The 23,241-nt window shown below is 68.7% G+C and carries 21 protein-coding genes; 7 read left to right on the top strand and 14 right to left on the bottom strand.

The genetic code is table 11. The annotated features are described in order from the left end of the window. A partial coding sequence (locus tag ACXJKQ_RS25410; RefSeq protein ID WP_457108453.1) for a CHASE3 domain-containing protein occupies positions 1 to 900 on the bottom strand: 900 nt, incomplete at its 3' end. Between ACXJKQ_RS25410 and ACXJKQ_RS25415 the strand changes: the two genes are divergently transcribed. Beyond that, positions 894 to 3,578 (top strand): putative bifunctional diguanylate cyclase/phosphodiesterase, encoded by a 2,685-nt coding sequence (locus ACXJKQ_RS25415; protein WP_457108454.1) that lies wholly within the window; start codon positions 894 to 896, stop codon positions 3,576 to 3,578. The genes ACXJKQ_RS25410 and ACXJKQ_RS25415 overlap by 7 nt on opposite strands. A 7-nt stretch (positions 3,579 to 3,585) precedes the next feature. Here the strand turns inward: ACXJKQ_RS25415 and ACXJKQ_RS25420 are convergent, their stop codons facing one another. Next, complete coding sequence (locus ACXJKQ_RS25420) at positions 3,586 to 5,352, bottom strand: acyl-CoA thioesterase (protein WP_457108455.1); 1,767 nt, start codon at positions 5,350 to 5,352, stop codon at positions 3,586 to 3,588. A 609-nt stretch (positions 5,353 to 5,961) separates the two neighbouring features. Here ACXJKQ_RS25420 and ACXJKQ_RS25425 point away from each other — a divergent pair. From ACXJKQ_RS25425 to ACXJKQ_RS25445, 5 genes are all read left to right on the top strand, one after another. Continuing rightward, positions 5,962 to 6,801 carry a bifunctional allantoicase/(S)-ureidoglycine aminohydrolase gene (locus ACXJKQ_RS25425; RefSeq protein ID WP_457108456.1) on the top strand — a complete coding sequence of 280 codons (840 nt, stop codon included), beginning with the start codon at positions 5,962 to 5,964 and terminating at the stop codon, positions 6,799 to 6,801. Then, positions 6,798 to 7,313 (top strand): ureidoglycolate lyase, encoded by a 516-nt coding sequence (locus ACXJKQ_RS25430; protein ID WP_457108457.1) that lies wholly within the window; start codon positions 6,798 to 6,800, stop codon positions 7,311 to 7,313. The genes ACXJKQ_RS25425 and ACXJKQ_RS25430 overlap by 4 nt, the downstream gene beginning before the upstream one ends. A gap of 273 nt (positions 7,314 to 7,586) precedes the next feature. Continuing rightward, a complete protein-coding gene (locus ACXJKQ_RS25435) occupies positions 7,587 to 8,621 on the top strand; it encodes a TRAP transporter substrate-binding protein (RefSeq protein ID WP_457108458.1) in 1,035 nt (344 codons plus the stop codon). Next, positions 8,621 to 10,258: an acyl-CoA synthetase gene (locus ACXJKQ_RS25440; RefSeq protein ID WP_457108459.1), complete on the top strand. Its 1,638-nt coding sequence runs from the start codon at positions 8,621 to 8,623 to the stop codon at positions 10,256 to 10,258. The genes ACXJKQ_RS25435 and ACXJKQ_RS25440 overlap by 1 nt, the downstream gene beginning before the upstream one ends. Before the next feature lie 353 nt (positions 10,259 to 10,611). Next, the gene (locus ACXJKQ_RS25445; RefSeq protein WP_457108460.1) at positions 10,612 to 10,776 is read left to right on the top strand and encodes a hypothetical protein; all 165 of its coding nucleotides are present in this window, start codon (positions 10,612 to 10,614) and stop codon (positions 10,774 to 10,776) included. 15 nt (positions 10,777 to 10,791) lie between these two features. Here ACXJKQ_RS25445 and tkt read toward each other — a convergent pair whose 3' ends face one another. From tkt to ACXJKQ_RS25490, 9 genes are all read right to left on the bottom strand, one after another. Next, positions 10,792 to 12,786 (bottom strand): transketolase, encoded by a 1,995-nt coding sequence (gene tkt, locus ACXJKQ_RS25450; RefSeq protein WP_457108461.1) that lies wholly within the window; start codon positions 12,784 to 12,786, stop codon positions 10,792 to 10,794. A gap of 159 nt (positions 12,787 to 12,945) precedes the next feature. Continuing rightward, on the bottom strand, positions 12,946 to 14,838 hold the full coding sequence (locus ACXJKQ_RS25455; protein ID WP_457108462.1) for a TRAP transporter large permease: 1,893 nt from the start codon (positions 14,836 to 14,838) through the stop codon (positions 12,946 to 12,948). Between the two features lie 137 nt (positions 14,839 to 14,975). Beyond that, positions 14,976 to 15,992 carry a TRAP transporter substrate-binding protein gene (locus ACXJKQ_RS25460; protein ID WP_457108463.1) on the bottom strand — a complete coding sequence of 339 codons (1,017 nt, stop codon included), beginning with the start codon at positions 15,990 to 15,992 and terminating at the stop codon, positions 14,976 to 14,978. Between the two features lie 131 nt (positions 15,993 to 16,123). Then, positions 16,124 to 17,011 carry an NAD(P)-dependent oxidoreductase gene (locus tag ACXJKQ_RS25465; protein WP_457108464.1) on the bottom strand — a complete coding sequence of 296 codons (888 nt, stop codon included), beginning with the start codon at positions 17,009 to 17,011 and terminating at the stop codon, positions 16,124 to 16,126. Next, complete coding sequence (locus ACXJKQ_RS25470) at positions 17,002 to 18,024, bottom strand: transketolase family protein (RefSeq protein WP_457108465.1); 1,023 nt, start codon at positions 18,022 to 18,024, stop codon at positions 17,002 to 17,004. Before ACXJKQ_RS25470 ends, ACXJKQ_RS25465 begins: the two co-directional genes overlap by 10 nt. Further along, positions 18,021 to 18,884, bottom strand: coding sequence for a transketolase (locus ACXJKQ_RS25475; RefSeq protein ID WP_457108466.1), 864 nt, complete (start codon positions 18,882 to 18,884; stop codon positions 18,021 to 18,023). Before ACXJKQ_RS25475 ends, ACXJKQ_RS25470 begins: the two co-directional genes overlap by 4 nt. A gap of 10 nt (positions 18,885 to 18,894) precedes the next feature. Further along, positions 18,895 to 19,644: an SDR family NAD(P)-dependent oxidoreductase gene (locus ACXJKQ_RS25480; RefSeq protein WP_457108467.1), complete on the bottom strand. Its 750-nt coding sequence runs from the start codon at positions 19,642 to 19,644 to the stop codon at positions 18,895 to 18,897. Positions 19,645 to 19,855: 211 nt separating this feature from the next. Next, positions 19,856 to 20,752, bottom strand: a complete 897-nt coding sequence (locus ACXJKQ_RS25485; protein ID WP_457108473.1) for a LysR substrate-binding domain-containing protein — start codon at positions 20,750 to 20,752, stop codon at positions 19,856 to 19,858. A gap of 108 nt (positions 20,753 to 20,860) precedes the next feature. Next, positions 20,861 to 21,139 (bottom strand): hypothetical protein, encoded by a 279-nt coding sequence (locus ACXJKQ_RS25490; protein WP_457108468.1) that lies wholly within the window; start codon positions 21,137 to 21,139, stop codon positions 20,861 to 20,863. 546 nt (positions 21,140 to 21,685) lie between these two features. Between ACXJKQ_RS25490 and ACXJKQ_RS25495 the strand changes: the two genes are divergently transcribed. Then, positions 21,686 to 21,916, top strand: coding sequence for a hypothetical protein (locus ACXJKQ_RS25495; protein WP_457108469.1), 231 nt, complete (start codon positions 21,686 to 21,688; stop codon positions 21,914 to 21,916). A gap of 294 nt (positions 21,917 to 22,210) precedes the next feature. Here ACXJKQ_RS25495 and ACXJKQ_RS25500 read toward each other — a convergent pair whose 3' ends face one another. The 3 genes from ACXJKQ_RS25500 to ACXJKQ_RS25510 all read right to left on the bottom strand — a co-directional run. Next, positions 22,211 to 22,360 (bottom strand): hypothetical protein, encoded by a 150-nt coding sequence (locus ACXJKQ_RS25500; RefSeq protein ID WP_457108470.1) that lies wholly within the window; start codon positions 22,358 to 22,360, stop codon positions 22,211 to 22,213. Further along, positions 22,360 to 22,605, bottom strand: coding sequence for a hypothetical protein (locus ACXJKQ_RS25505; RefSeq protein WP_457108471.1), 246 nt, complete (start codon positions 22,603 to 22,605; stop codon positions 22,360 to 22,362). Before ACXJKQ_RS25505 ends, ACXJKQ_RS25500 begins: the two co-directional genes overlap by 1 nt. A 388-nt stretch (positions 22,606 to 22,993) precedes the next feature. Beyond that, a partial coding sequence (locus ACXJKQ_RS25510; RefSeq protein WP_457108472.1) for a flagellin occupies positions 22,994 to 23,241 on the bottom strand: 248 nt, incomplete at its 5' end.

Consider the following 23,241-nt stretch of genomic DNA (forward strand, 5'->3'; position numbering starts at 1 on the left):
GGCGGTCTCCTGCACGGCGGCGAATTGCTGCTCGACCGAGGCCGCCTGCTCCTGCGCCGAGGCGCGGATCTCCGCCGCCGCCGCGTTCAGGTCGGCGGTGGCGGCCCGGTTCGTCCGGGCGAGGTCCGACAGACCCGACACCATCGCGTTCAGCGTCGCCGCCAGACGCCCGATCTCGTCCCGTCCGCGGGCCGCCAGTTCCCCAGACAGGTCGCCGTCGCCAACACGCGCCACGAACGCCATCACCTGCACCAGTGGCTGGACGATCAGGCGGTTGATGGCGATGCCGATCCCCAGACAGATCAGGAGCGTGAGGAGCGTTCCCACCCAGAGGGCGATGCTCTCGTTGCGTTCACCCTGCGCGACCCGCACGGCCAGCGCCGTGCGGGCGGCGCCTTCGAGACCTTCGATGGCGGCCAGCTTCTGGCGGAAGGTGTCGAACAGCTGCTTGCCCTGACCGTCGGTTTCGATCCTGACAGCCTCGGCCCGTTTCGCCGGATCGGCCGCCATTCGAAGGGCGGCCTCGCCGGTTTCGGTCTGCCAGGTGCGGGCCGCAGTCACGGCGTCGGCGAGGAGGCGCGTGCGCTCGGGATCCTGGCCGATCAAGCTGCCCAGGCGGCCGATCGCCTCGTCGAGGGCCGCGCGGCCGGCGTGATAGGGTTCCAGGCTCCCCTCGCGGCCGGTGATCAGATATCCGCGCAGCCCGGTCTCCTGATTGAGCATCGCCGCCCGGAAGCCGTCGAGCCCGCGGATCAACTGGTTGGAGCGGCTTCGCGCGTCGGTCGCATCGCGCAGCTGTTCGGCCGTGACCAGGACCCAGCCGCTGCTGAGAACCGACACCAGGGCGATGACACCGATCGCACCGCCCAATATGCGGTTGAGACCCAGCGATTGTGACATGGTCTGCTTCATCCTGCTCGGACCTGCGGACGTCGCTGGATTGGCCGCGACCGAGGCTCTGCCGCCTCATAGCGTCCGCGCCCGGTCGATGCGAGACGCGGCATGGGCTGCTGGACGCGCGAGTCGCGCCCGGGACAGGCCGCGGTCCGGATGGCGCCCGCTCCCCGCCGGACCGGTTCGCCGAACGACCGAGCTCGGCGCCGCATCACCTGGCGACGTTTACTATCTGTACACCATCAAACGACTTGTCCTTGTGTACGCAGGCGATCTTCGATGCATCTAAACAGCACTATCCTCACTTCTCGATCGTAATGGCATTACAGCAAGCACTTGCGTCACGAGAGATGCTGATTTCTTTCCTGATCGATACCGATCGCAAGGGCGATCCGCTTGACGCCAACCTGCGGGCGCGGGCACGCGTCGAGCAACTCGACGTCGCCCTCCGGCTCGTGCCGTTCACGATCTTGGTCAGCCTCAGCGTCGTTCAGGTGATCGTCTACCTGTTCTGGCTGCCCGGAAACCGCGCCTATCTCGCTGGGCTCGAGTCGCTCGTCCTGCCCCTCGCGGTCGTCTCGCTCCAGCAATGCTGGCGTTGGCGTTCGCGTCCCAAACCCATCGAGATCGGACCGTCCTTCGTCCAGGGCGTGGTCATCGCCGCCCAGGCCTACGGCTTCCTCCTCGCCTCCGTCCCGGTGATGCTCTTCGCGGGCGCCGATGCCAACGGGCGACTCCTGATCGCCTCCAGCATCGCGGGATTGATCGCGACGGGGATGAGCGCGGCCGTTTTACCGCGGGTCGCGATTAGTTATTCCGGGCTGATCATCCTCGGGTCGTTCATCGCTCTCGGGACCACGGGCGAATCGTTCTATCTCTACGTCGTCGTCCTGCTGTTTTTTTATTCGATCTTCATCTTTTTCACCATTCTGCACCTCAGTCGCCTTCTGACGATGCGGGTGATCGCGCAGATCGAGCTGGAGCGACAACAGGAATTTACGCACCTCCTGCTCAACGAATTCGAGGAGAGTGCCAGTGACTGGCTCTGGGAAACAGATGCCGACCTGCGCCTACAGCATGTCTCGCCGCGTCTGATCGAGGTCGCCGGCTCCTCGGAGCGGCAGCTCATGGGCTTGCCGCTGGAACGTCTGCTTCTACCACCGCTCGCGCCGCCCAAATCCCACTCGAGCACCGCTCTCTGGAGCTGCATCGCGGAGCGTCGCGCATTCCGGAACCTTCACCTGCAGCTCGATATCGCAGGCGAGCGGCGGACTTGGTGTCTGAGCGGAAAGCCGACCTTCAATCGGGTCGGCGTCTTCACCGGGTATCGCGGGGTCGGATCCGACGTGACCGAGAAGCGGCGCTCGGAAGAACGGCTGTCCTATCTCGCCCTGCACGATTCCTTGACCGATTTGCCGAACCGGGTCCTGTTTCATCAGCTCCAGGAAACGGCCCGCCAGCACCTCGGACAGGGCGAACGCTTTGCCGTCCTCGCGCTCGATCTCGATGAGTTCAAGAGCGTCAATGACACCTTCGGCCACGCAGCGGGCGACAACCTCCTGAAGGCCGTCGCCGAGCGCTTGCGGGCGTTCGAGGGGGCGGATGTTCAGCTCGCCCGCCTCGCGGGCGACGAGTTCGCGGTTTTGGCGACCGGGCGGAGCGCCCGTGACACGCATGCCGTCGAGTCGCTGGCGCACGGCATCGTCGAGGTGCTCGCCTCCCCCTTCACCATCGACGGCATTCGCGTGACCGTCAGTGTCAGCGTCGGGATCGCCATCGCGCCGCAGGACGGAAGCCAGGAGATCATGCGGCGCGCCGATCTCGCGCTTTATCGGATGAAGAGCGAGGGGCGAAACGGGTATCGCTTCTACGAAGCCGAGATGGACGAGCGTATCGAGGCACGCCGCGCCTTGACCGCCGACCTGCGGGGCGCGCTCGATCGTGACGAGTTCATCCTCTACTTCCAGCCGATCGTGACGGCCAAGGAGTGCCGCGTCCGCGGCTTCGAGGCACTGCTGCGATGGAAGCATCCGGTGCGCGGCTTCGTCTCGCCCGGCGAGTTCATTCCCCTCGCCGAAGAGACCGGGGTGATCATTCCCCTCGGCGAGTGGATCCTCCGGGAGGCTTGCCGGATCGCGGCCGTCTGGCCGAGCGATGTCCGCATCGCGGTCAATCTCTCACCGCGACAGTTCCGGCATTCGGACCTGCCGCAACTCGTGCGCTCCGCCTTGCGGACGAGCGGCCTGGCCGCCGAACGACTGGAACTGGAGATCACCGAATCGGTGTTCCTGGAGGCCACCCCGGCGATCAATGCCACCCTCACCAAGCTCCGGGAGATGGGCGTGCGCCTGTCGCTCGACGATTTCGGGACCGGCTATTCCAGCCTCAGCTACCTGCGCCGTCTCGCCTTCGACAAGATCAAGATCGACCAGAGCTTCGTCCGGGACCTGCCGCACGAGCGCAGCGCGGCGGCGATCGTTCGCGCGATCATCGACATGGCGACGAGCCTCGACATGACGATCACGGCGGAAGGAGTCGAAACGGACGCGCAGCGCGTCTGCCTGCTGGATCAGGGCTGCCACGAGTTTCAGGGCTACCTGTTCAGCAAGCCCCTTCCCGCCGAGCAGGCCGCCGCCCTGGCGCGCAAGCGCCTGATTCTTCCGACCGCGGTCCAGGCGGCGTGAAACGCCGTCAGGCGCCGAGGGTCGCCGCGCCGGTCGGGTTCGATGCGCCCGGGACCGTGTGCGGCGAGGTCTTCGGCCAGTAGGGCAGGAAGCCCTCGATGATGGTGCGCGGAATATCGAGCGGTCGGTAATGGACCGTATCCACGAACATCAGAGACTGTTCGCCCCGGCCCAGCAGGCCGTTGACCTCGCTGTGAATCTCGTGGGCCAGCGTCACGAACTTCCGATTATGGCTGGCGATGGAGATCCGAACCGTGACCGGTTCGAACTCCATCGCCTCCCGACGGAAATCGTGCTGGAAGGATTTAGTCAGCACGTAGAATTCGGTCGTTTTCAGATCAAAATTCGGCATGCAGATATTGAAGAACAGTTCCCGCGCTTTTCCGACCCAGCGGACGTAATTAGCGAAGTAGACGTTTCCGACCGAATTGGTGTCGTCGTAAGTTGGAATCAGGTGCAGGACGAACCACTGCCCGTCGAAACCGTGGGATGCGACCGTATCCGCCCGATCCAGCGCGACCGGTACCGGCGCGGCTTTCGGCGCCCGGTCCTCGGCCGGTATCAGTTCGCGGGCCGGCTTGGCTTCGCCCCATCCGACAAGCTCGGCGACCATCGGCAATGCCCCGATGAGCCCGATGAGCGGTGCGAGCGTCAGAAGCGACCAACTCGGCGCGATGTAGCCGGTTAGGAAGATCAGGCAGGCCGTCGCCCCGATCATGGAGCTGAGAACCGGATCATACCGGCGCGTCGCGCCGAGGGTCTCGCAGACGAGGCACGCGGCCGCCCCGACGAGGAGCGTGGCGAACGGCATCATCAGGTAGAGCAGCGAGAGATCCGCCCAGATCGCTGCCGACGCCGTGGCGAGGGCCGCCCCCAGGATCCAGACCGGCGAGGCCACCAAACCGGCCGGCACGAAGGCGAGCAGCGGGGAATTGCTGCGCGCCGTAATAGAGGTGCCGAGCCAGCGCGTGGCGCTGTAGAAGCTGTCGATCGTGGTCGCGGCAGCGATGGCCGTCCACACGACGAACGCGGTCGTGGGGCTGATCGCGTGCGTGCGCGCCACGGCCTGCGCCACGGCTGCATAGGCGCCCGGAACGCCATCCGAGGAAACGACAGGCGTACCGAGCCCCGCCTCGGCGGCGAGCAGCGCGTTGATCGTCAGGAGGCCGAGGAACAGGATTGCGCCGGTCAGGTAGGCCGCACGCACGGATCCGCCCGAGCGCCGGATCTCGACGGCACGCTGCCACTGCTGGATATCCATCCAGGGGCCGAGGAGAAATCCCACCAGTGACGGCACGACGAGCCCATAGAAGCGCTCGTCGAAGGCCTGGACGGGAACGCCCGGGCCGTCCCGTTGCGTCGGCAGGCCTGCGAACATCGTTGCGGCTGCGATGAGGCCCAGGACCAGGAGGGTGGCGTGGACGATCCGGATCCCGCGCAGCGGCACCGCGTGTCCGATCGAGCAGGCCACGAGGACGAGGGCGACCACACCCACCGCGGCCTCATGGCCGAACAGCGGAAGCCATCCATAGGCGGCGAAACCGAAGATCGTTATGGCGACGGCAAAGAACTGGGCGCCGAGAAACAGGGGCGCATAGGCGCCCTGGACGGCTGCGATGAGCGCCTCGGGATTTCGACGCGGTGCACCGAGCACCCAGCCGAACAGGGCGAGGCCCCCCGCATTTGGCAGGGCGAAGGCAAGAAACCCGAGCCAACCGTACGTGAGGGTGACATGAATCGCGTAGAAAAAGCCGAGCCCCCAAAACCACGACAAAGCAATCGTGGGGGACCAAGTCGCTGAACGAATGAAATGCGAAGGCATTTTGGCTGCAAGCGCTCCTGACCCGCTACAGCAATAGCGTATCAAATTCGGTTCGGGAATATGTCCGCCTTAGATGCATGGAAATATAAGATTTCCGCGCAGACGAAGACGCATAAGGGCGGGGCCGCCCGGCGCAGCGCGATTCGCTGCGGGCTTGCGGGTCGCAGAGCGAACCCGGCCTTCACGGGCCGGTTCGTCGAGGCGCCTGCGAAATCCGGCCGGTGGCGCAGGCCCGAATGATCCGTCGACGCGGCCGCGTTCTCGCTGCTGCGAACGGGATCGTTTCCGCCATCGCGCGGCGGACCCTTCGATTGGCCGAGAGACGAGGCGCGCGTCAGCCGACCGGGCGATGCATTCCGGGATGACGGCGATCCCCAGCTTGGACGCGCCGACGCAGAGGGGGCGCCTCGACCGCCGAATCGGAATGCTTGTGCGGAAGCCCGGATCGACACGGTGTTCCTGAAGGTGTTTCGTGAACAGCGAAGCGGACAGCCGCATACCGCGTGACGGACCCGGTACCTGCCGGTTACGCAGCGGGACGTCGAATTCCGGAGACTGCCCATGATCGCTGGACCCTACAATCCCCCCTGCGGCGGCCTGCCCGGCCAGACGATGCTGATGACCGGCCGAGCCGTGTTCACCGAGTCCTACGCGGTGATCCCGCACGGCGTGATGAGCGACATCGTCACGAGTGTCCTGCCGGGCTGGGACAGAACCCGGGCCTGGATCCTGGCGCGGCCACTCTCGGGCTTCGCCGAGACCTTCGCCCAGTACCTGATGGAGGTCGCTCCGGGCGGCGGTAGCCAGACCCCCGAGCCGGAGGCGCAGGCCCAGGGCGTGCTGTTCGTGGTCCAGGGCACGGCGAGCCTCGCGCTCGAAGGCGACCGGCATGCCCTGCGGCCGGGCAGCTACGCCTATCTCGCGCCCGGCGCCGCCTGGACCCTGCGCAACGCGGGCGACGAGGCGGTGCGCTTCCACTGGATCCGCAAGGCCTATCAGGTAGCGGCGGGGATCGATGCGCCGACCTCGTTCGTCACGCACGAATCTGCGGTCGAACCGGCCGGCATGGCCGGGACGGACGGTGCCTGGGCGACGACCCGCTTCGTCGCCCCAGACGATCTCCGCCACGACATGCACGTGAACCTTGTGACCCTGCGTCCGGGCGCGTCGATCCCGTTCGAGGAGACGCACGTGATGGAGCACGGGCTGTTCGTGCTCGAGGGCAAGGCCGTCTACCGGCTGAATCGGGACTGGGTGGAGGTGCAGGCGGGCGACTTCATGTGGTTGCGGGCTTTCTGCCCGCAGGCCTGCTACGCGGGAGGACCCGGCCCGTTCCGTTACCTCCTGTACAAGGACGTCAACCGGCATCCGGCGCTGGCGCCGCGCGGGTCAGGCCGATGAGCGTGCCCGCGCCCCGTACGATCGTCGCCCGTTCGCTGACCGCGGAGGCATTCGCGCCCTTCGGATCGGTCATCGATACCGCCGCCGTGGCCCCGCGGCCGATGAATGCCGGGATGGCACGCCGCTTTCACGACCTCGCCGCGATCGAGGTCGTCGGTGCGGGTGCCCACGTCGTGATCGGCCTCGTGGAGGCACGGCCCTACACGATGCCGCTGCGCCTCGGGTTGGTTGAACGTCACCCCCTCGGCGCACAGGCGTTCCTGCCGCTGAGCGCGGCGCCGTTCCTGATCGTGGTCTGCCCCGACGAGGATGGTCGGCCCGGTCTGCCGCAGGCCTTCGTCACCGCGCCCCGCCAGGGGGTCTGTTACGCGCGCAACACCTGGCACGGCGTGTTGACGCCCTATGGGCAGCGGCAGGACTTCATCGTGGTCGACCGGGGTGGACCAGGCGTCAACCTGGAGGAGTACACGTTCGCGGAGCCGTGGATCGTGGCCCTCGCCGACACGGACTGACGGCGCGCGCGTCCGAGCGCTTTCGCGCGCCGATCCGACGCGGTTGTGCCCGCTCCGGATCAACGTGTCGCCGGCCGGATACCCGGATTGGGGCGTTCGGGAACCGCGCTTGCCGTATCAAGGCCGCCCGGATGCCATCATTCCGGAAGGGCGCACGGAGAAAGTCCGTTGACTGCCACCGGCCAGCGGCTATCGAAACCGCAACGATGGAGTCCGCACCAACGCGGACCCGGGGAAGCGCCGGGCTCGCGTGCCCGCACCAGAAAGGCCGCCATGTCGCTGATCCGTACGCCCCTGTCCCGCCGGCGATTCCTCGCGACGGGCTCGACGGCGCTGTTCGCCGGCACCGTTGCCGCGCCCCACGTGGCGCGGGCGCAGAAGGCGGACTTCACCTACAAATACGCCAACAACCTGCCCGACACGCACCCGATGAACATCCGCGCGCGGGAGATGGCGGAGGCTCTGCGGACGGAGAGCGGCGGCCGGTTCGACCTCAAGATCTTCCCTTCCAGCCAGCTCGGCTCGGACACCGACACCCTGAGCCAGCTCCGCTCGGGCAGCGTCGAGTTCTTCACGATGTCGCCGCTGATCCTCTCGACGCTGGTGCCCAACGCCTCGATCAACGGCATCGGCTACGCGTTCCCGAACTACGAGGCCGTCTGGCCGGCGATGGACGGCGAACTCGGCGCCTGGGTCCGCCAGCAGATCGCCAAGGCTGGGCTCGTCGCCATGGAGAAGATCTGGGACAACGGCTACCGGCAGACGACTTCGTCGACCCGGCCAATCGCTACCCCCGACGACTTCAAGGGCTTCCGGATCCGCGTCCCGGTCTCGCCGCTCTGGACCTCGATGTTCAAGGCCTTCGACGCCGCTCCCGCGTCGATCAACCTGAACGAGACCTACTCGGCCCTGCAGACCAAGATCGTCGAGGGTCAGGAAAACCCCCTCGCGGTGATCTCGACGACGAAGTTCTACGAGGTGCAGAAGTACTGCTCGCTCACCAACCACATGTGGGACGGGTACTGGTTCCTGGCGAACCGGCGCGCCTGGGAGCGCATTCCGGCGGATCTGCGCACGATGGTGGCCCGCCACATCGACGCCGCCGGCCTCAAGGAGCGGGCCGACGTCGCCCAGCTCAACGCCAACCTGCAGGCCGATCTGTCGAAGGCCGGCATGGTCTTCAACAAGCCCGATCCGGAGCCCTTCCGCGACAAGCTGCGCAAGGCCGGCTTCTACGCCGAGTGGAAGGGCCGCTACGGCGAGGAAGGCTGGTCTCTCCTGGAGAAGGCCTGCGGGAAGCTCACCTGATGGACTCCGCGGGGGCGCCGCGCGGCGGGGTCGCGCCGTGCTCCCGGCGGGTGATGAACCTCGCGCATTTCCTGCGCCGGGCCGGGCGCCGATTCCCGGACGCGGTGGGGCTCGCCTGGGGCACGCAACGCTTGACCTGGGCCGAACTCGACGCCCGGGTCGACGCCATGGCGGCGGCGCTCGCCGGCCGCGGCGTGGCCAAGGGGGACCGCGTCCTGGTCCAGGCGCGGAACAGCAACCAGCTGTTCGAATCGATGTTCGTCTGCTTCCGGCTCGGGGCCGTCTGGGTCCCGACGAATTTCCGGCAGACGCCCCAGGAAGTCGCGTATCTCGCCAGCGCCAGCGGCGCCTCCGCGCTGATCTGCGGCGCCGGCTTTCCGGATCATGCCGCCGCGGTGCGGGCCGCCTGCCCGGATCTCCACCGCGTCGTCGAGATCGGCGGCGACGCATTCGGGGTGGATTACGACGGCCTCGTCGCCGCCCATCTGGGCGAGGCCGCGCCCACCGCCGACGTCGAGCACGACGATCCGTGCTGGTTCTTCTTCACCTCGGGCACGACCGGCCGCCCGAAGGCGGCGGTCCTCACCCACGGCCAGATGGCCTTCGTCATCACCAACCATCTCTGCGACCTGATGCCGGGCACCACCGAGGAAGACGCCTCGCTGGTCGTGGCGCCGCTCTCCCACGGCGCCGGCATCCACCAGCTCGCGCAGGTCGCGGCCGGCGCGAAGACGGTGCTCACCGCCGGCGAACGCCTCGCCCCGGCCGAGGTCTGGGACCTGGTGGAGCGCTGGCGGATCACCAACCTGTTCACGGTGCCGACCATCGTGAAGCTGCTGACCGAGCATCCGGCGGTCGGCTTGCACGATCATTCCAGCCTGCGCCACGTGATCTATGCGGGCGCGCCGATGTACCGGGCGGATCAGCAGCACGCGTTGCGGGTGCTTGGTCCGGTCCTGGTGCAGTATTTCGGGCTGGGCGAGGTCACCGGCAACATCACGGTGCTGCCGCCGCGCCTGCACGCGGTCGAGGACGGGCCGGACGTGAAGGTCGGCACATGCGGGGTCGAGCGCACCGGCATGCAGGTCCAGATCCAAGACTCTCAGGGCGGTGCGGTCCCGACGGGGGAGACCGGCGAGATCTGCGTCTGCGGCCCGGCGGTGTTCGCGGGCTACTTCGACAACCCGACCGCGAACGCCGCGGCGTTCCGCGACGGCTGGTTCCGGACCGGCGACCTCGGCCATTGCGACGCGGAGGGCTTCCTGTTCATCACCGGCCGCGCCTCGGACATGTACATCTCCGGCGGCTCGAACGTGTACCCGCGGGAGACCGAGGAGAAGCTCCTGACGCATCCGGCGATCTCCGAGGCCGCGATTCTGGGGGTGCCGGACCCGGCCTGGGGCGAGGTCGGCGTGGCGGTCTGCGTTACCCGGCCCGGGGCGACGGTGGAGGAGGGGGCGCTGATCGCGTGGCTGTCCGCCACGGTGGCCCGCTACAAGCTGCCCCGGCGCGTGTTCTTCTGGGATGCCCTGCCGAAGTCCGGCTACGGCAAGGTGACGAAGCGCGCCATCCGCGCGGAACTCGAAGCGCGGGGCGACCTGCCCCTCGAAGGGATGGCGCGGGTGACCGGCCGATAAGGTTTCGGTTCGAGACCGCTCCGTCGTCGCGCGCGCCGCGTCATGAGCCAGGGCCGCGTGACGTCGGCAGGCGTGGCCCCGACGCGATTGCCGCACCGCGCGCGATGATGACCCTGGAGCCAGCAACTTCGGATGGCTCGAGGGGTCGGCGTCCTCGGCCGACCGCACCGCACCCTCCGCATCGTCGGGCGCCCGGCGGCGACGCAGACAACGGTTAACGTCCCGCGTGCGCACCATGTTTTTGCTGCATGTCAGCCCGCACGCCGAGCCCCTCACACGGCCGCGCGGACCGGCTCATATTGCAACGCAGCAATCCCGGCACCCTGCCCGGGCATGACCGGGATCGGGCCTCGATGACCACCCTCGCGAACCTCGTCGGCCTCCGTTCGGACAGCTCCGCCCCCCTCCTCGCGCAGATCGCAGGCCGCCTCGGCGTGGCGGTGCGGCGCGCCGCGGCCGGCCGCTATGCCGAGCAGCGCGAGCGGATCGTGCGCACGGGCGGCGCCGGCATGATCTGAGCGGCTGGGCGCCCCTCAGCGAAGGCGCGCGCGGGCGGCCTCGGTCACGGCCTCGGCGGTGATGCCGAAATGGCGGAACAGGTCTTCCGGCGCACCCGAGGCGCCGAAGCCGGTCATGCCGACGAAGCCGCCCGTCTCGCCGATCCAGCGGTCCCATCCGAAGCGCAGGGCGGCCTCGACCGCGACCCGGACCGTGTCCCGGGGGATGATGCGCTCGCGATAAGCGGCGTCCTGAGCCGCGAAGGCCTCCCAGGACGGCATGGAAACGACCGCCGTCGGGACGCCCTCGGCCTGCAGCAGGTCGCGGGCTGCGAGCGCCAGCGCGACCTCCGACCCCGTCCCGATCAGCGTCACCCGCCGCGCACCCGCGGCCTCCGCCAGCACGTAGGCACCCCGCGCGCAACGGTTCTCGCCGGAGCCGGGCCGCCGGAGGGCCGGCAACGCCTGCCGCGAGCAGATCAGCGATGTCGGGCCGGTCCGGTTGGCCAGGGCCATCTCCCAGCACTCGGCGGTCTCCACCGCGTCGGCCGGGCGCAGCACCAGCATGTTGGGGATGGCCCGCAGGGTCGCGAGGAACTCGACCGGCTGATGGGTCGGCCCGTTGCGGCCGATGGCGATCGAATCGTGGCTATAGACGGTGATGACCGGCAGCTTCATCAGCGCCGCCATGCGGAGCGACGGGCGCATGTAGTCGGAGAAGACGAGGTAGGTGGCGCCAACCGGCACCAGCCCGCGATGGGCCGCGATGCCGTTCATCATCGAGCCCATGGCGTGCTCGCGGATGCCGTAATGCAGGTAGCGGCCGGATCGGTCCTGCGCCGTGAACGCGTGGAATTCGCCCTTGTGCTTCGTCGGACCCTCAAGGTCGGGCGCGCCCGAGAACAGCTCCGGGATCGTGCCCGACAGAGCGGCGGTGATCTCGGCGGACACCTCGATGCTCGGGCGCGCCTCACCGGCCTCTGCAAAACGGTCGCGCAGCGCGCGGAGCTGCGTGTCCCAGTCCTCGGGGAGGCGGGCATCGCTCACCCGGTCGAACGCGGTCCGCGCCGGCGCCGGCAGGGTTTCCCGGCGGCGCTCCCACGCGGCATAGGCATCGCGGTTCCGTCCGCCGACGCCGGCCCGCCACGCCGCAGCGACGGCATCGGGCACCGTGAAGGCCGGATGGTCCCACCCTTTCGCGGCCCGCGCCTCGTCGCAGTCGCGCGCGAATACGCGCCCGCCATGGGCGCCGCGCTGCCCTTCGAGCCGTGGCAGCCCCCGCCCGATCACGGTGCGGCAGGCGATCAGGCTGGGGCGCGGGTCGCCGTGCGCGAGCCGGATCGCCGCCGAGACTGCTTCGACGTCGTGCCCGTCGACGTCCAGCACCTGCCAGTCGGCTGCGCGGAAGCGCGCCTGCACATCCTCCGAGATCGAGAGGTCGGTGGCGCCGTCGTCGGTGATGCGGTTGTCGTCCCACAGGAAGGTCAGCTTCCCGAGACGCAGATGGCCGGCGAGCGAGATCACCTCGTGCGCGATGCCCTCCTGCAGGCAACCGTCCCCGACGAGGGCGTAGGTGCGGTGATCCACCAGCTCGGGGCCGAAGGTCGCCGCGAGCTTGGCCTCGGCCACCGCCATGCCGACCGCATTCGCGATGCCCTGGCCGAGCGGGCCGGTGGTCGCCTCGATCCCGAGTTCGGGCGCGATTTCCGGATGCCCGTGGGTGTGGGAGCCGAGTTCGCGGAAGCGCCGGATCTGCTCCATGGGCAAGCCGGCGTAGCCGGCGAGGTGGAGGGCTGCGTAGAGCAGCATGGAGCCATGGCCGTTAGAGAGCACGAAGCGGTCACGGTCAGGCCAGAGCGGGTCGTCCGGATTGCAGCGCAGATGGCGCGTGAACAGCGCCACGGCGATCTCGGCGCAGCCGAGCGGAGCACCGGGATGGCCGTCCCCCGCCCGCTCGATCGCGTCGAGACCGAGGAAGCGGATCGCGTCGGCCATCCGGGACGTCAGCGTGGCATCGGGCGTGTCGGGCATGGGTCTGACTCGGGCGGTGCGAATTTTCGGCGCGCGGGGACGCCGCCCGGTCGGCACCGCTGCCGTCCGGGATAAATCTCAGTCTGTGGCGTGATCCGCTGGCCTGCGCCGTCCCGGCATCCGCCCGGGTGCAGAGCGTTCAGCCCCGAGCGGTTGCCGTCAGAGGAAGCCGATCGAGAACCAGGGCACGAGGATGATGACGAGGAGGCCGATCAGCAGGGCCACGATGTAGCCGACGATCGGACGCATGCCGGCGTCGGGATGGATCCGGCTGATGGCGCAGGCGGCGTAGTAGCCGACGCCGAAGGGTGGGGCGAACAGCCCGATGCCCATCGCGAGGATCACCACCATGGCGTAGTGGACCTCGTGCACGCCGACAGCCCGTGCGATCGGGAACAGGAGCGGGCCGAACAGCACGATGGCCGGGATTCCCTCCAGCACCGAGCCCAGCACGATGAAGGCGGCTGCCGAGACGAACAGGAAGCCGAGGGCGCCCCCAGGCAGGCTCTTCATGACCTCGGCCAGCGTCTGCGAGAAGCCCGACTGCGTCAGCGCCCAGGCCATGCCGGTGGCAGCGCCGATGATCAGAAGGATCGCACCCGACAACGTCGCGGTCGTCACCAGCATCGGGTAGAGCCGCCGCCAGTCGAACTGGCGGTAGATGAGCAGGCCTGCCAGGGCCGCGTAGACGATGCCGATGGTGGAGACCTCGGTGGCGGTGGCGATGCCCTCGACCACGGCAAAGCGGATCACGAAGGGCAGCGCCAGCGCCGGGATCGCCACGAGGAACGAGCGGCCGATGATCCGCCGCGACGGCCGGGCGACGTGGCTCAGGTCCTCGCCGCGGTAGCGCCACCAGACCAGGGCGCACAGGGTGACGGCGAGCACGAGGCCCGGCAGCAGGCCGCCGGTGAACAGGGCGGTGATCGAGACGCCGGTGACCGAGCCGATGGTGATCAGCACGATCGAGGGCGGGATGGTCTCGGTCTGCGCGCCGGTTGTGGCCAGCAACGCCACGAGGTCGCCTTCCTTGGCGCCGCGGGCCTTCATCTCGGGAAACAGCACCGGAGCGACGGCGGCCATGTCGGCGGCCTTCGATCCGGAGATGCCGGACACGAGGTACATCGCCCCGACCAGCACGTAGTGCAGGCCGCCGCGGACGTGACCGAGCAGCGAGGCGAGGAACCCGACCATGGCCCGGGCCATGCCGGTCATCTCGATCAGGAGGCCGAGGAACACGAAGAGCGGGACCGCCAGCAGGATCAGATGGCTCATGCCCTCGTCCATGCGCCCGACCACCACCATCGACGGTGCGTCGGTGGTCAGCGCGATGTACGCGAAGGTCGACAGGCCGAACGCGAAGGCGATCGGGACCCCGGAGAAGACCAGGGCGCCGACGCCGAGCACGAAGAACAGCAGCAGGTTGAGGTTGCCGAGGGTCGTCAGCCAGGGCTGTAGCGCCACGAGGCCGGCGGCGATTCCGGCGCCCAGCACGAGCGCCCCCGCCGTCAGCTTCCAGTCGGCCGTCTCCAGCAGGCGGATGACCGCGACGATCAGCATGAGGCCGAGGCCGATCGGCAGGGCGGCGGCGCGCCACGCGTTGTTCAGCTCCAGCGCCGGCGTCTGGACGAAGGTCTCCTCGCTGGCGAATTCGAAGGCCGGCTCCAGCAGCAGCGCCACGAAGGTCAGGCCGGCCACCAGGGCGACCGTCTCCAGGAAGGCGCGCAGACGCGGGCCGCTCATGGCGACGAAGGCGGTCATGCGCATGTGCTCGGCCCGGCGGAACGCGACCACGGCGCCCAGCATGGCAAGCCACAGGAACAGGATCGAGGCGAGTTCGTCCGACCAGACGAGGGGCTCGCGGAACACGTAGCGGCTCACGACGCCGCCGAGCAGCACCACGATCTCGGCGAGCACGAGCAGCGCCGCCGGGATCTCCACGAGGTGGCCGAGCCCGTCGTCCAGCCGGCGCAGCCAGGTCCGGGCGCGCAGGGGCGGCCCGGTCAATTCAACCCCCGCCGTCGTCTCGACGGCCGCGATATCGATCTGCATGGCGCCCTCCCGTCGGAGCCGGTCCCGATCCCGCTGCCGGCGGGAACGGCTCCAAGTGCGTCGTCTCGTGCGTCTTGTGGTGCGTCTCGGCGCGCCTTCGTTCTCCGATACCGTTTTTCGGTTCGGCGGAAAGCGCTTCAGGTCAATTTGCCCGACACGTCCTCAAGATGCGACCACGCCGCATCGCCGTACTTCGCTTTCCAGTCCCGGTAGAAGCTCGTCCGCCCGAGGGCCTCGCGGAATCGCGCCCGGTCGACGTCGATGAAGGTGATGCCCTTCGCCGTCAGGCTGTCCCGGAGGGAGACGCTGAGCTTGGCGACATCGGCGCGCTGGTCGTTGGCCGAGCGGTCGAGTTCGCGCGAGACGACGGTGCGCAGATCCTCGGGCAATTTCTGCCACGCGCGCTTGTTGCCGAGGATCCAGTAGCCGTCCCAGACGTGGCCGGTCATGCTGCAGGACTTCTGCACCTCGTAGAGCCGGGTGGTGGCCGTGATGGCGAGGGGGTTCTCCTGTCCCTCGACCACCTTGGTCTGGAGCGAGGAGTACAGCTCGTTGAAATTGATCGGCGCCGCGCCGGCATCGAAGGCCTTGAACAGGGAGGTGAGCATCGGCGCCGGCGGGACGCGGATCTTGAAGCCCTTCAGGTCCTCCGGTGTCCGGATTTCGCGGGTCGAGGAGGTGATCTGCCGGAAGCCGTTGTCCCAGACCTTGGAGACGGTCAGGATCGGCGTCTTGGCGATCTCGGAGCGGACATAGGTGCCGAGGCCTCCGTCCATGGCCGACCAGACGGCGTCGTAATCCTTGAAGGCGAAGCCGGTGTTGGGCAGGCTCGCGGCCGGCACGAAGGTGGCCAGGATCGAGGTCGCGAGGTTGAAGAACTCGACGCTGCCGTTTCGGACCTGCGCCAGGAGATCGGTGTCCGAGCCCAGCTGATTGGCGGGAAACAGCTTGATCTCCAGCCGTCCGTTGGTGGCCTCGCGGATCCGGTCGAGGGCCTCCTGCGCCCGGATGTTGACCGGATGGGTCGGATCCTGCCCGGTGGCGAGCTTGTAGGTGAACTCGGCGGCTTGCCCCCGCCGTGTGAGGATGCCGAAGGCCGGCAGGGCGGCCGCGCCCACGAGCAGGCTTCGGCGGCTGAGACGCGTGTCGCGCATGGTTTCACTCCCTGGATGGTCCGGGTCGCCCGGTCCCCGCCGTTGACCGCCGGTGGAGGGCACGACCCGCGTTGCTGTCCGGGGCGGCGGGCGTGTGCCCGACGCCGTCATCGCGCGTCTTCCGCGGACGCCTACCCGCCGTCGCCGTTGAGCAGGCGGTAGGCGCGGATCACCTGGCTGTCGTCGGCGACGCCGTCGCCGCGACCGGAGGTCGAGACGAAGAGCTGGTGGGCGAGCGCCGCCAGCGGCAGCGCCGCTCCCGCGCCGCGGCCGGCCTCGAGCACGATTCCGAGGTCCTTCACGAAGATGTCGACCGCGCTGGTGACCTGCGGCGCGGCCTCGAGCATCCGGGGGCCGCGGTCGCGCAGCATCCAGCTCGCGGCCGAGGAGCCCGAAAGGATCTCCAGCACCACGGCGAGATCGACGCCGACGCGACCGGCGAGCGCCAGTGCCTCGGCGGCGGCGGCGATGTGGACGCCGCACAGGAGCTGGTTCACGGCCTTGACGGTGGCACCCTGTCCCGGGCGCTCGCCGACGTGGAAGATCCGGTCGCCGAGTGTGTCGAGGGCCGGCCTCAAAGCGGCCAGCGTCTCGGCGGGCGCCGCCGCCATGATCGTGAGCCGGCCGGCCTGGGCGCCGACGACGCCGCCCGAGACCGGGGCATCGACGAAGCGGCGGCCGGCTGCCGCGACGCGTTCGGCCAGCTGCTCCACCGCCTGCGGCGGGCAGGTCGCCGTCAGGGCCACGATGCCGTCCGGAGCGAGGGCGTCGAGGGCGCCCTGCGCGAACAAGACGTCCTCGGCCTGCGCGGCGTTCACCACCATGAGCAGGAGCGCGTCAGCGCCCGCAGCGGCCTCGGCCGGGGTTTCGGCCGGAATCCCGCCCGCGGCCGCCAGGGCCGCGCGGCCCTCCGGCCGCAGGTCGTAGCCGCGGACCGCGAAGCCCGCAGCGACCAGGTTGGTCGCTATCGGCAGGCCCATGGCGCCGAGGCCGACGAGGGCGATTTGGTTCAGAGCCATGCCCGGATGCTCCGCGCCATCGCGGCGGCCGAGATGCCGTAGCGGTCGTGGAGCGTCGGCAGGGCGCCGGCATCGAGGAACTCATCCGGCAGGCCGATCTGGCGGAAGCCGCGCCCCGGCATCACGCCCTCGCGCATCAGCAGGCCGGCCACCGCCTCGCCGAGGCCGCCGATCACGCTGTGGTTCTCGGCCACGACGATCAGCCGGCCGCCCCGCCGGGCCTCGTGCAGGATCGTCGCCGTGTCGAGGGGCTTGATCGTCGGCACGTGCAGGACCGCCACGTCGACCCGGTCGTCGCGCAGGGCCTCGGCGACCTCCAGGGCGCGCATGGTCATCAGGCCCGAGGCGATCACCAGGACGTCGCGGCCGTCGCGGATCGTCTTGGCCTTGCCCAGCTCGAACGTGTAGCCGTACTCGTCCAGCACCAGCGGGACGTTGCCACGCAGGAGCCGCAGGTAGACCGGCCCCTTGTGGGCCGCCATGGCGGGGACGACCTGCTCGGTCTCGTGAGCATCGCAGGGGTCGATGATCGTGAGGTTCGGCATTCCGCGGAAGATCGCGAGATCCTCCGTCGCCTGGTGGCTCGGGCCGTAGCCGGTGGTCAGGCCGGGCAGGGCGCAGGCGATCTTGACGTCGAGGTTCTCCTCCGCGATCGCGAGGCAGATGAAGTCGTAGGCGCGCCGCGCCGCGAACACCGCGTAGGTGGTGGCGAAGGGCGTGAACCCTTCCCGGGCGAGGCCCGCGGCGGCGCTCATCAGCAGCTGCTCGGCCATCCCCATCTGGTAGAACCGCTCGGGATGGGCCTGCGCGAAGATGTGCAGGTCCGTGTATTTCGACAGGTCCGCCGACAGGCCGACGATGTCGGGCCGCGTCTTGGCGAGTTCGACCAGGGCGTGGCCGAAGGGTGCGGCCTTCGTGCGCTGCCCGGGGGCGGCGAGCGAGGCAATCATCGCCGAGGTCTTGGCGCCGCTGCCGGCGCGGGGGGCGGGCTTCTCGTACTTGGAGCGTCTCACCGCACTCTCCCCTCGTCCAGGATCGCCAGGGCTCGCTGCCACTCGTCCGGCTCGACCCGCAGGAAGTGATTGCGCTCGCGTTCCTCCAGGAACGGCACGCCCTTCGCCATGCGGGTGTCGCAGATGATGACCCGGGGCTGCGGGCCGGGGTTGTTGCGCGCGGCGTCGAAGGCCCTGACCAGGGCGTCGATATCGTTGCCGTCGACCCGCTGGACGAACCAGTTGAAGGCCTCGAATTTCGGCGCCAGCGGCTCGAAGTTGAGCACCCCGCGCGACGCGCCGTCCGCCTGCATGCCGTTCACGTCGACGAGGCCGATGAGGTTGTCGAGCTTGAACGAGCCCGCCGACATCGCGGCCTCCCAGGTCGAGCCCTCGTCCAGCTCGCCGTCGGAGAACAGGTTGTAGATGAAGCTCTTCGAGTTCTTCCGCTTCAGCCCGAGCGCCATGCCGACCGCGATCCCGAGCCCGTGGCCCAGGGACCCGCCGGTGATCTCCATGCCGGGCGTGTAGGCGGCCATGCCGGACATCGGCAGGCGGCTGTCGTCGCCGCCGTAGCTCGTCAGCTCGTCCTCGGGGAGGATCTCCGCCTCGATCAGCGCTGCGTAGAGGGCGATGGCGTAGTGGCCGATCGACAGCAGGAACCGGTCGCGGCCCTCCCATTCGGGATCCTCGGGCCGGTAGGTGAGGGCGTGGAAGTAGCTCACCGCCAGCACGTCGGAGATGCCGAGCGCCTGGGCGATGTAGCCCTGGCCCTGGACCTCGCCCATGCGCAGGGCGTGGCGGCGGATGCGGTAGGCACGCTCGGCGAGCGGGACGTTGGAGCCGGCGCGGGGGCGCTCGGTCGCTGACGGAGACGTCATGGCGCGGCCCTTAATGGATCAGCATGCCGCCGTTCACGTCGATCACCGCCCCGGTGATGTACGTGGACAGGTCGGAGACCAGGAACAGGCAGGCATTGGCGACGTCGTCCGCCACGCCGAGGCGCCCCAGGGGGATGCCCTTGGCGATCTCGACCTTCAGCTCGGGGGTGAGCTTGCCGCCGGTGATGTCGGTCTGGATCAGGCCGGGGGTCACGGAATTCACCCGGACGCCGTCGGGGCCGAGCTCGCGGGCCATGGCCTTGGCGAGGCCGAGCACGCCGCCCTTGGCGGCGCTGTAATGCGGGCCGCCGAAGATGCCGCCGCCCCGCTGGGCCGAGACCGACGACATGCACACAATCGCGCCCGCGCCCTGGCCGCGCATCGCCGGGATCACCGCCTGGCTCATGTAGAGCGTGCCGCGCAGGTTCACGTCGGTGACCGCGTCGTAGTTCTCCGGCTCGATCTCCATGATCTTGAGGGGCTGGGTGATGCCGGCGTTGTTGACGAGGACGTCGATCCGCCCGAGGCGGGCCGCGATCTCGTCTGCAGCGGCCGAGCAGGCCGCCCGGTCGATGACGTTGCAGGCCAGCCCGATATGGCCGGGACCGATGTCGCGGGCGGCCGCCTCGGCCTGCCCGGCATCGAGGTCCAGGATCGCGACCCGGGCGCCCTGGCTCGCGAAAAGCCGCGCGGTGGCCTTTCCGATCCCGCGGGCGGAGGCCGCCCCGGTGATTACGCACACCCGATCGTTCAGCAGCATGGAAACCTCCCGGCGATCCGCGACGAGGCGCGGTCGAACCTGTCGTCAGGACGGAGGGTGCGGCGGGCCGGCGACCGCGATCCTGCGGATCGCGCGGTCTGCGGCGTCGTCTCCTCTCGTCTGTCGTGTTGGAGAGACTGTGCCTCCACGGCATGCCCGCGACAAACGCGCAATTTGCACGCGCAGGTGAATCCAGATCACCTTTTCCCGGTCAGGCGAGTTCCGCGCTCAAGGGGATCGCGAGTTCCTCGGCAAGCCAGCGCGCGAAGACCCGGAGTGGCGCCCGGCGGCGGACGTCGACCGGGCAAACGAAGTGATGGCCGACGTAGCTGATGTCCTGAGAACGCCTAGCCAACGGCGCGACGAGCCGCCCGGCCGCAACCTCCCGCTCGGCGAGGCGTGTGGATTCGAGGGCGACCCCGAGCCCGTCCGCCGCAGCGGCCAGGGCCAGGAAGCTCCGGTCGAAGCGGATTCCCGCACTCGGCTGCGTGACGAGCTGGTTTCGCTCGAACCAATGCGACCAGCGCACCTGCTTGTTGTCGCTCTGGATCAGGGTCTGTGCCAGCAGGTCGGCGGGTTCGCGGATCCGGGCGGCCCGCACGGGATCGCAGAGCGGCGTCACCGTCTCCAGGCCCAGCGGCATGCGGACCAGGCCTTCCCCACGGGGCGGTCCGTAGACGATGTCGGCATCGAACTCGTCCGTGATGAATCGGGCGTAGTCCATACCGGCGGCCAGACGCACCTCGAAACCCGGATGGGCGCTGAGGAAGCGCGCGAGCCGCGGCGCCAGCCATTGCGCGGCGAAGCTCGGCGCGCAGTGCAGCCGCAGAAGTTGCGGTCCCCGATTCGCCACGAGATCGAAGCCGCGGTTGAGTTCGGCGAAGGCGCGTCCGACATGATCGCAGAGCGCCTCGCCGGCCGGGGTCGGCGTGATCCCCTGTCCGACTCGCTCGAACAGGACGACCCCCAAAGTCTCTTCCATCTTGCGCAGGGCGTGACTCACCGCGCTCGGAGACAGGTTGAGTTCGCCGGCGGCGGCCTTGAACGAGCGCCGTCGCGCGGCGGCCTCGAAGATTCGGATTGCGGAGAGGGGAACCGGCGGCCTCATCCCGGGCAGCATGGGCCGCTCTCGTCGATCCTGGCAATGGCAGCCGGACGATGCGCACAGGACGCGGTCGCCACCGGATGAAGCAGAACGGCGACGAATTCGACGCGATCAGGCCACGCGTTGGCTGCGAACCCGGACCGGCGACGCGGCCTGTCCCTGCTGGGTCACCTGCCGGAGAACGGCGACCATTGCATCGGTCCGCGCTTCGCGGTCCGGCGGCCCCAGATCATCGCGGGAGCTGCGCCATGCCAAGAGGAGGCAGGCGAGGATGGCGAACGTGCTGGCCGCGAGGGGAGCGATGATCAGTGCGGCCAGGGCACTGATCGGCGCCAGGATCACGGCTGTCGCGAGGCCGCTCAAAACGGCCGCCGCCATCATGACGATCATCGGAGCCTCGCCCGATCGATGTGATCGGTTCCCTTGACCGGCCACCGGCCTACGATCACGTGAAAAGGGTTGATAATTGGTAAATCGCAAGCGGCCGATCGATTGTCCCGGTCCCGAGAGAGCAGGGTTACGCTGGGGCGGTTTTGCGGGGGAGGGAGCAGCGCGCCGATCTGACACTGAGGGTTGGCTCGGCTTCTTTGGCTGTGCCGCAGTAGTTGAGACAGACGCCGCATTGACAATGCCATGGCCTCCGGCCGTCAGCGGTCCGACCTGGGGCCTTTCAGAGATCGCTGGTTGCGTTGTATCGCGGGACGCGAATTGCACTGTTATGGCGCCGTGTTCGAAGCGAAACGCTCGCCGCCAAGATTGATCAAATACTCGTGATCATTTTGTATCTGGATGTCGTAGGCTTTTTGACTCGATCGGATGCAATCAGTCGAGTCGCCTGATATGAAGTGGCCATCCCTGGTATAGAATGATCACTTGCTGTACGCGGTTTGGCAGTGATAACCCTTCAATGTCGGGCATGCGGGAATATTATATTCGATGGCTATCGATGATAGTGCTATCGTGCGGCTGCGCGAGATCGCAGCTGTTGTAGGCTGTCCGGTCGAAGCTTTTTTCGCGTCGGCGGACGAAGGGGTCGAGGCGGGCATGACCCACGAATTGATCTGCCTGTGGAATGCGCTTCAGGAGCCTCAAGCGCGACAACGCGTCCTCATGATCGCACGACGCGAGCTTCTGCGTGAGGCCCGCGGGTCGGACGCTGGCGAGTGACAAGAAGGGCTGACGTTGCGATGACCGAACGGGTCAGCGCCGTCCGGGATAGTTTCGCGGGATGCCACAGCAGCATCCCGTCCCTGTGAAGCCTGGGCCGATTCCCGCTCCGAAACGACGGGTCGGCGGCAAGCCCCGACCGTGGGGTCGGTTCACCCGTCGCCGCGGTCACGATGGGCGAAGTAGGGACACATGCGACGATCGGGTGACGCCGCTGTGCATCCGGTGCGCCCCAGCTTCGGGAGGTGCCACTGCAGTGCCGATCCGAAACGTCGGCACCGGCATCCTCGCGGATCACCCTGTTGCGTGACCCTGGGCGATCCAACCGAGCACCGTCGCGCAGCGCTCGGCCTGATCGCGGGTCAGCCCCGAGGCGACGGCCGCGCCGTTGCGATAGACGACGAAGGTGCCATCGTCGGTTGCGCGGATCTTGATGGAGGCCATCACTCGGCTCCCGAGGCGAGGACCTGAAGCTGCGACAGCCCGGCGGCTGTGATCTGCCAGACGGCAAGCCGTCCCTCCGCGCTGTCCGGATGGTCGACCCGCTGGAGGTGACCGGTGGTTTCGAGGGCGGCGAGGCGGCTGTGATCGCTGGGCCATGACGCGTCGGGCTTCTTGCGAATCGAGATCCGGTAGTCCCCGGCTTCTGCTGCTTTGCTGAGAAGGCGGCGCTCGTGGTTGACCAGCATCGGCACTCCTGGGCGGACGAGACGGGTAGGCGTTACTTACGTACAGGCTGGCCGATATGGTTAAGCTTGGCAACCCCACGGGTGCAATGCCCTTTGGATCGGCATCGGGCGAGGCCGGCATCGGAGCGGTCGCCACCCGTATCCCGTGGCGTGTTCGATCTCGGGGTGTCGATTCACGGGTCCGATTCCCGGCCAAGGCGAATTGGGTGAGTGGCGGCGGGGCCGTCGGGCATCCGCACCGGCTTCCGAAGCGCGGTCGCGGGTCACCGGGCAGCCCGCTTGACCGATCCCGTTCCGCAAGGATTCGGCGTGCACGGGCTGCCCCATCGAACACAAAAAAGGCCGGCCGGGTTTCCCCGGCCGGCCGTCGTTCCGACGATGTGAGCGCTTACCGCAGGAGCTGGAGGACGCCCTGCTGGGCGGAGTTGGCCAGGGAGAGGGCGGAGATGCCCATCGACTGGCGGGTCGACAGCGCCTGCGAGTTGGCCGCTTCCTGGTTCAGGTCGGCGTTGGTCAGGTTGGCCGAGCCGGTCTGAAGGACGTTGATCAACTGCTTGGAGAAGTCCTGGCGGTTCTGCACCACCGACAGGTTCGAGCCGAGGGTGCTCGCCGCCGAGTTCAGGGCGGTTCCGGCGC

This window comes from Methylobacterium sp. P5_C11 (assembly GCF_054049775.1).

Coding starts and splice junctions, on each gene's coding strand:
- ACXJKQ_RS25440 (WP_457108459.1), top strand. CDS start 8,621: ATGGACTCCGCGGGGGCGCCGCGCGGCGGGGTCGCGCCGTGCTCCCGG.
- ACXJKQ_RS25500 (WP_457108470.1), bottom strand. CDS start 22,360: ATGGCCTCCATCAAGATCCGCGCAACCGACGATGGCACCTTCGTCGTC.
- ACXJKQ_RS25490 (WP_457108468.1), bottom strand. CDS start 21,139: ATGATCGTCATGATGGCGGCGGCCGTTTTGAGCGGCCTCGCGACAGCC.
- ACXJKQ_RS25495 (WP_457108469.1), top strand. CDS start 21,686: ATGGCTATCGATGATAGTGCTATCGTGCGGCTGCGCGAGATCGCAGCT.
- ACXJKQ_RS25445 (WP_457108460.1), top strand. CDS start 10,612: ATGACCACCCTCGCGAACCTCGTCGGCCTCCGTTCGGACAGCTCCGCC.
- ACXJKQ_RS25430 (WP_457108457.1), top strand. CDS start 6,798: ATGAGCGTGCCCGCGCCCCGTACGATCGTCGCCCGTTCGCTGACCGCG.
- ACXJKQ_RS25475 (WP_457108466.1), bottom strand. CDS start 18,884: ATGACGTCTCCGTCAGCGACCGAGCGCCCCCGCGCCGGCTCCAACGTC.
- ACXJKQ_RS25465 (WP_457108464.1), bottom strand. CDS start 17,011: ATGGCTCTGAACCAAATCGCCCTCGTCGGCCTCGGCGCCATGGGCCTG.
- ACXJKQ_RS25460 (WP_457108463.1), bottom strand. CDS start 15,992: ATGCGCGACACGCGTCTCAGCCGCCGAAGCCTGCTCGTGGGCGCGGCC.
- tkt (WP_457108461.1), bottom strand. CDS start 12,786: ATGCCCGACACGCCCGATGCCACGCTGACGTCCCGGATGGCCGACGCG.
- ACXJKQ_RS25485 (WP_457108473.1), bottom strand. CDS start 20,752: ATGAGGCCGCCGGTTCCCCTCTCCGCAATCCGAATCTTCGAGGCCGCC.
- ACXJKQ_RS25435 (WP_457108458.1), top strand. CDS start 7,587: ATGTCGCTGATCCGTACGCCCCTGTCCCGCCGGCGATTCCTCGCGACG.
- ACXJKQ_RS25455 (WP_457108462.1), bottom strand. CDS start 14,838: ATGCAGATCGATATCGCGGCCGTCGAGACGACGGCGGGGGTTGAATTG.
- ACXJKQ_RS25425 (WP_457108456.1), top strand. CDS start 5,962: ATGATCGCTGGACCCTACAATCCCCCCTGCGGCGGCCTGCCCGGCCAG.
- ACXJKQ_RS25480 (WP_457108467.1), bottom strand. CDS start 19,644: ATGCTGCTGAACGATCGGGTGTGCGTAATCACCGGGGCGGCCTCCGCC.
- ACXJKQ_RS25505 (WP_457108471.1), bottom strand. CDS start 22,605: ATGCTGGTCAACCACGAGCGCCGCCTTCTCAGCAAAGCAGCAGAAGCC.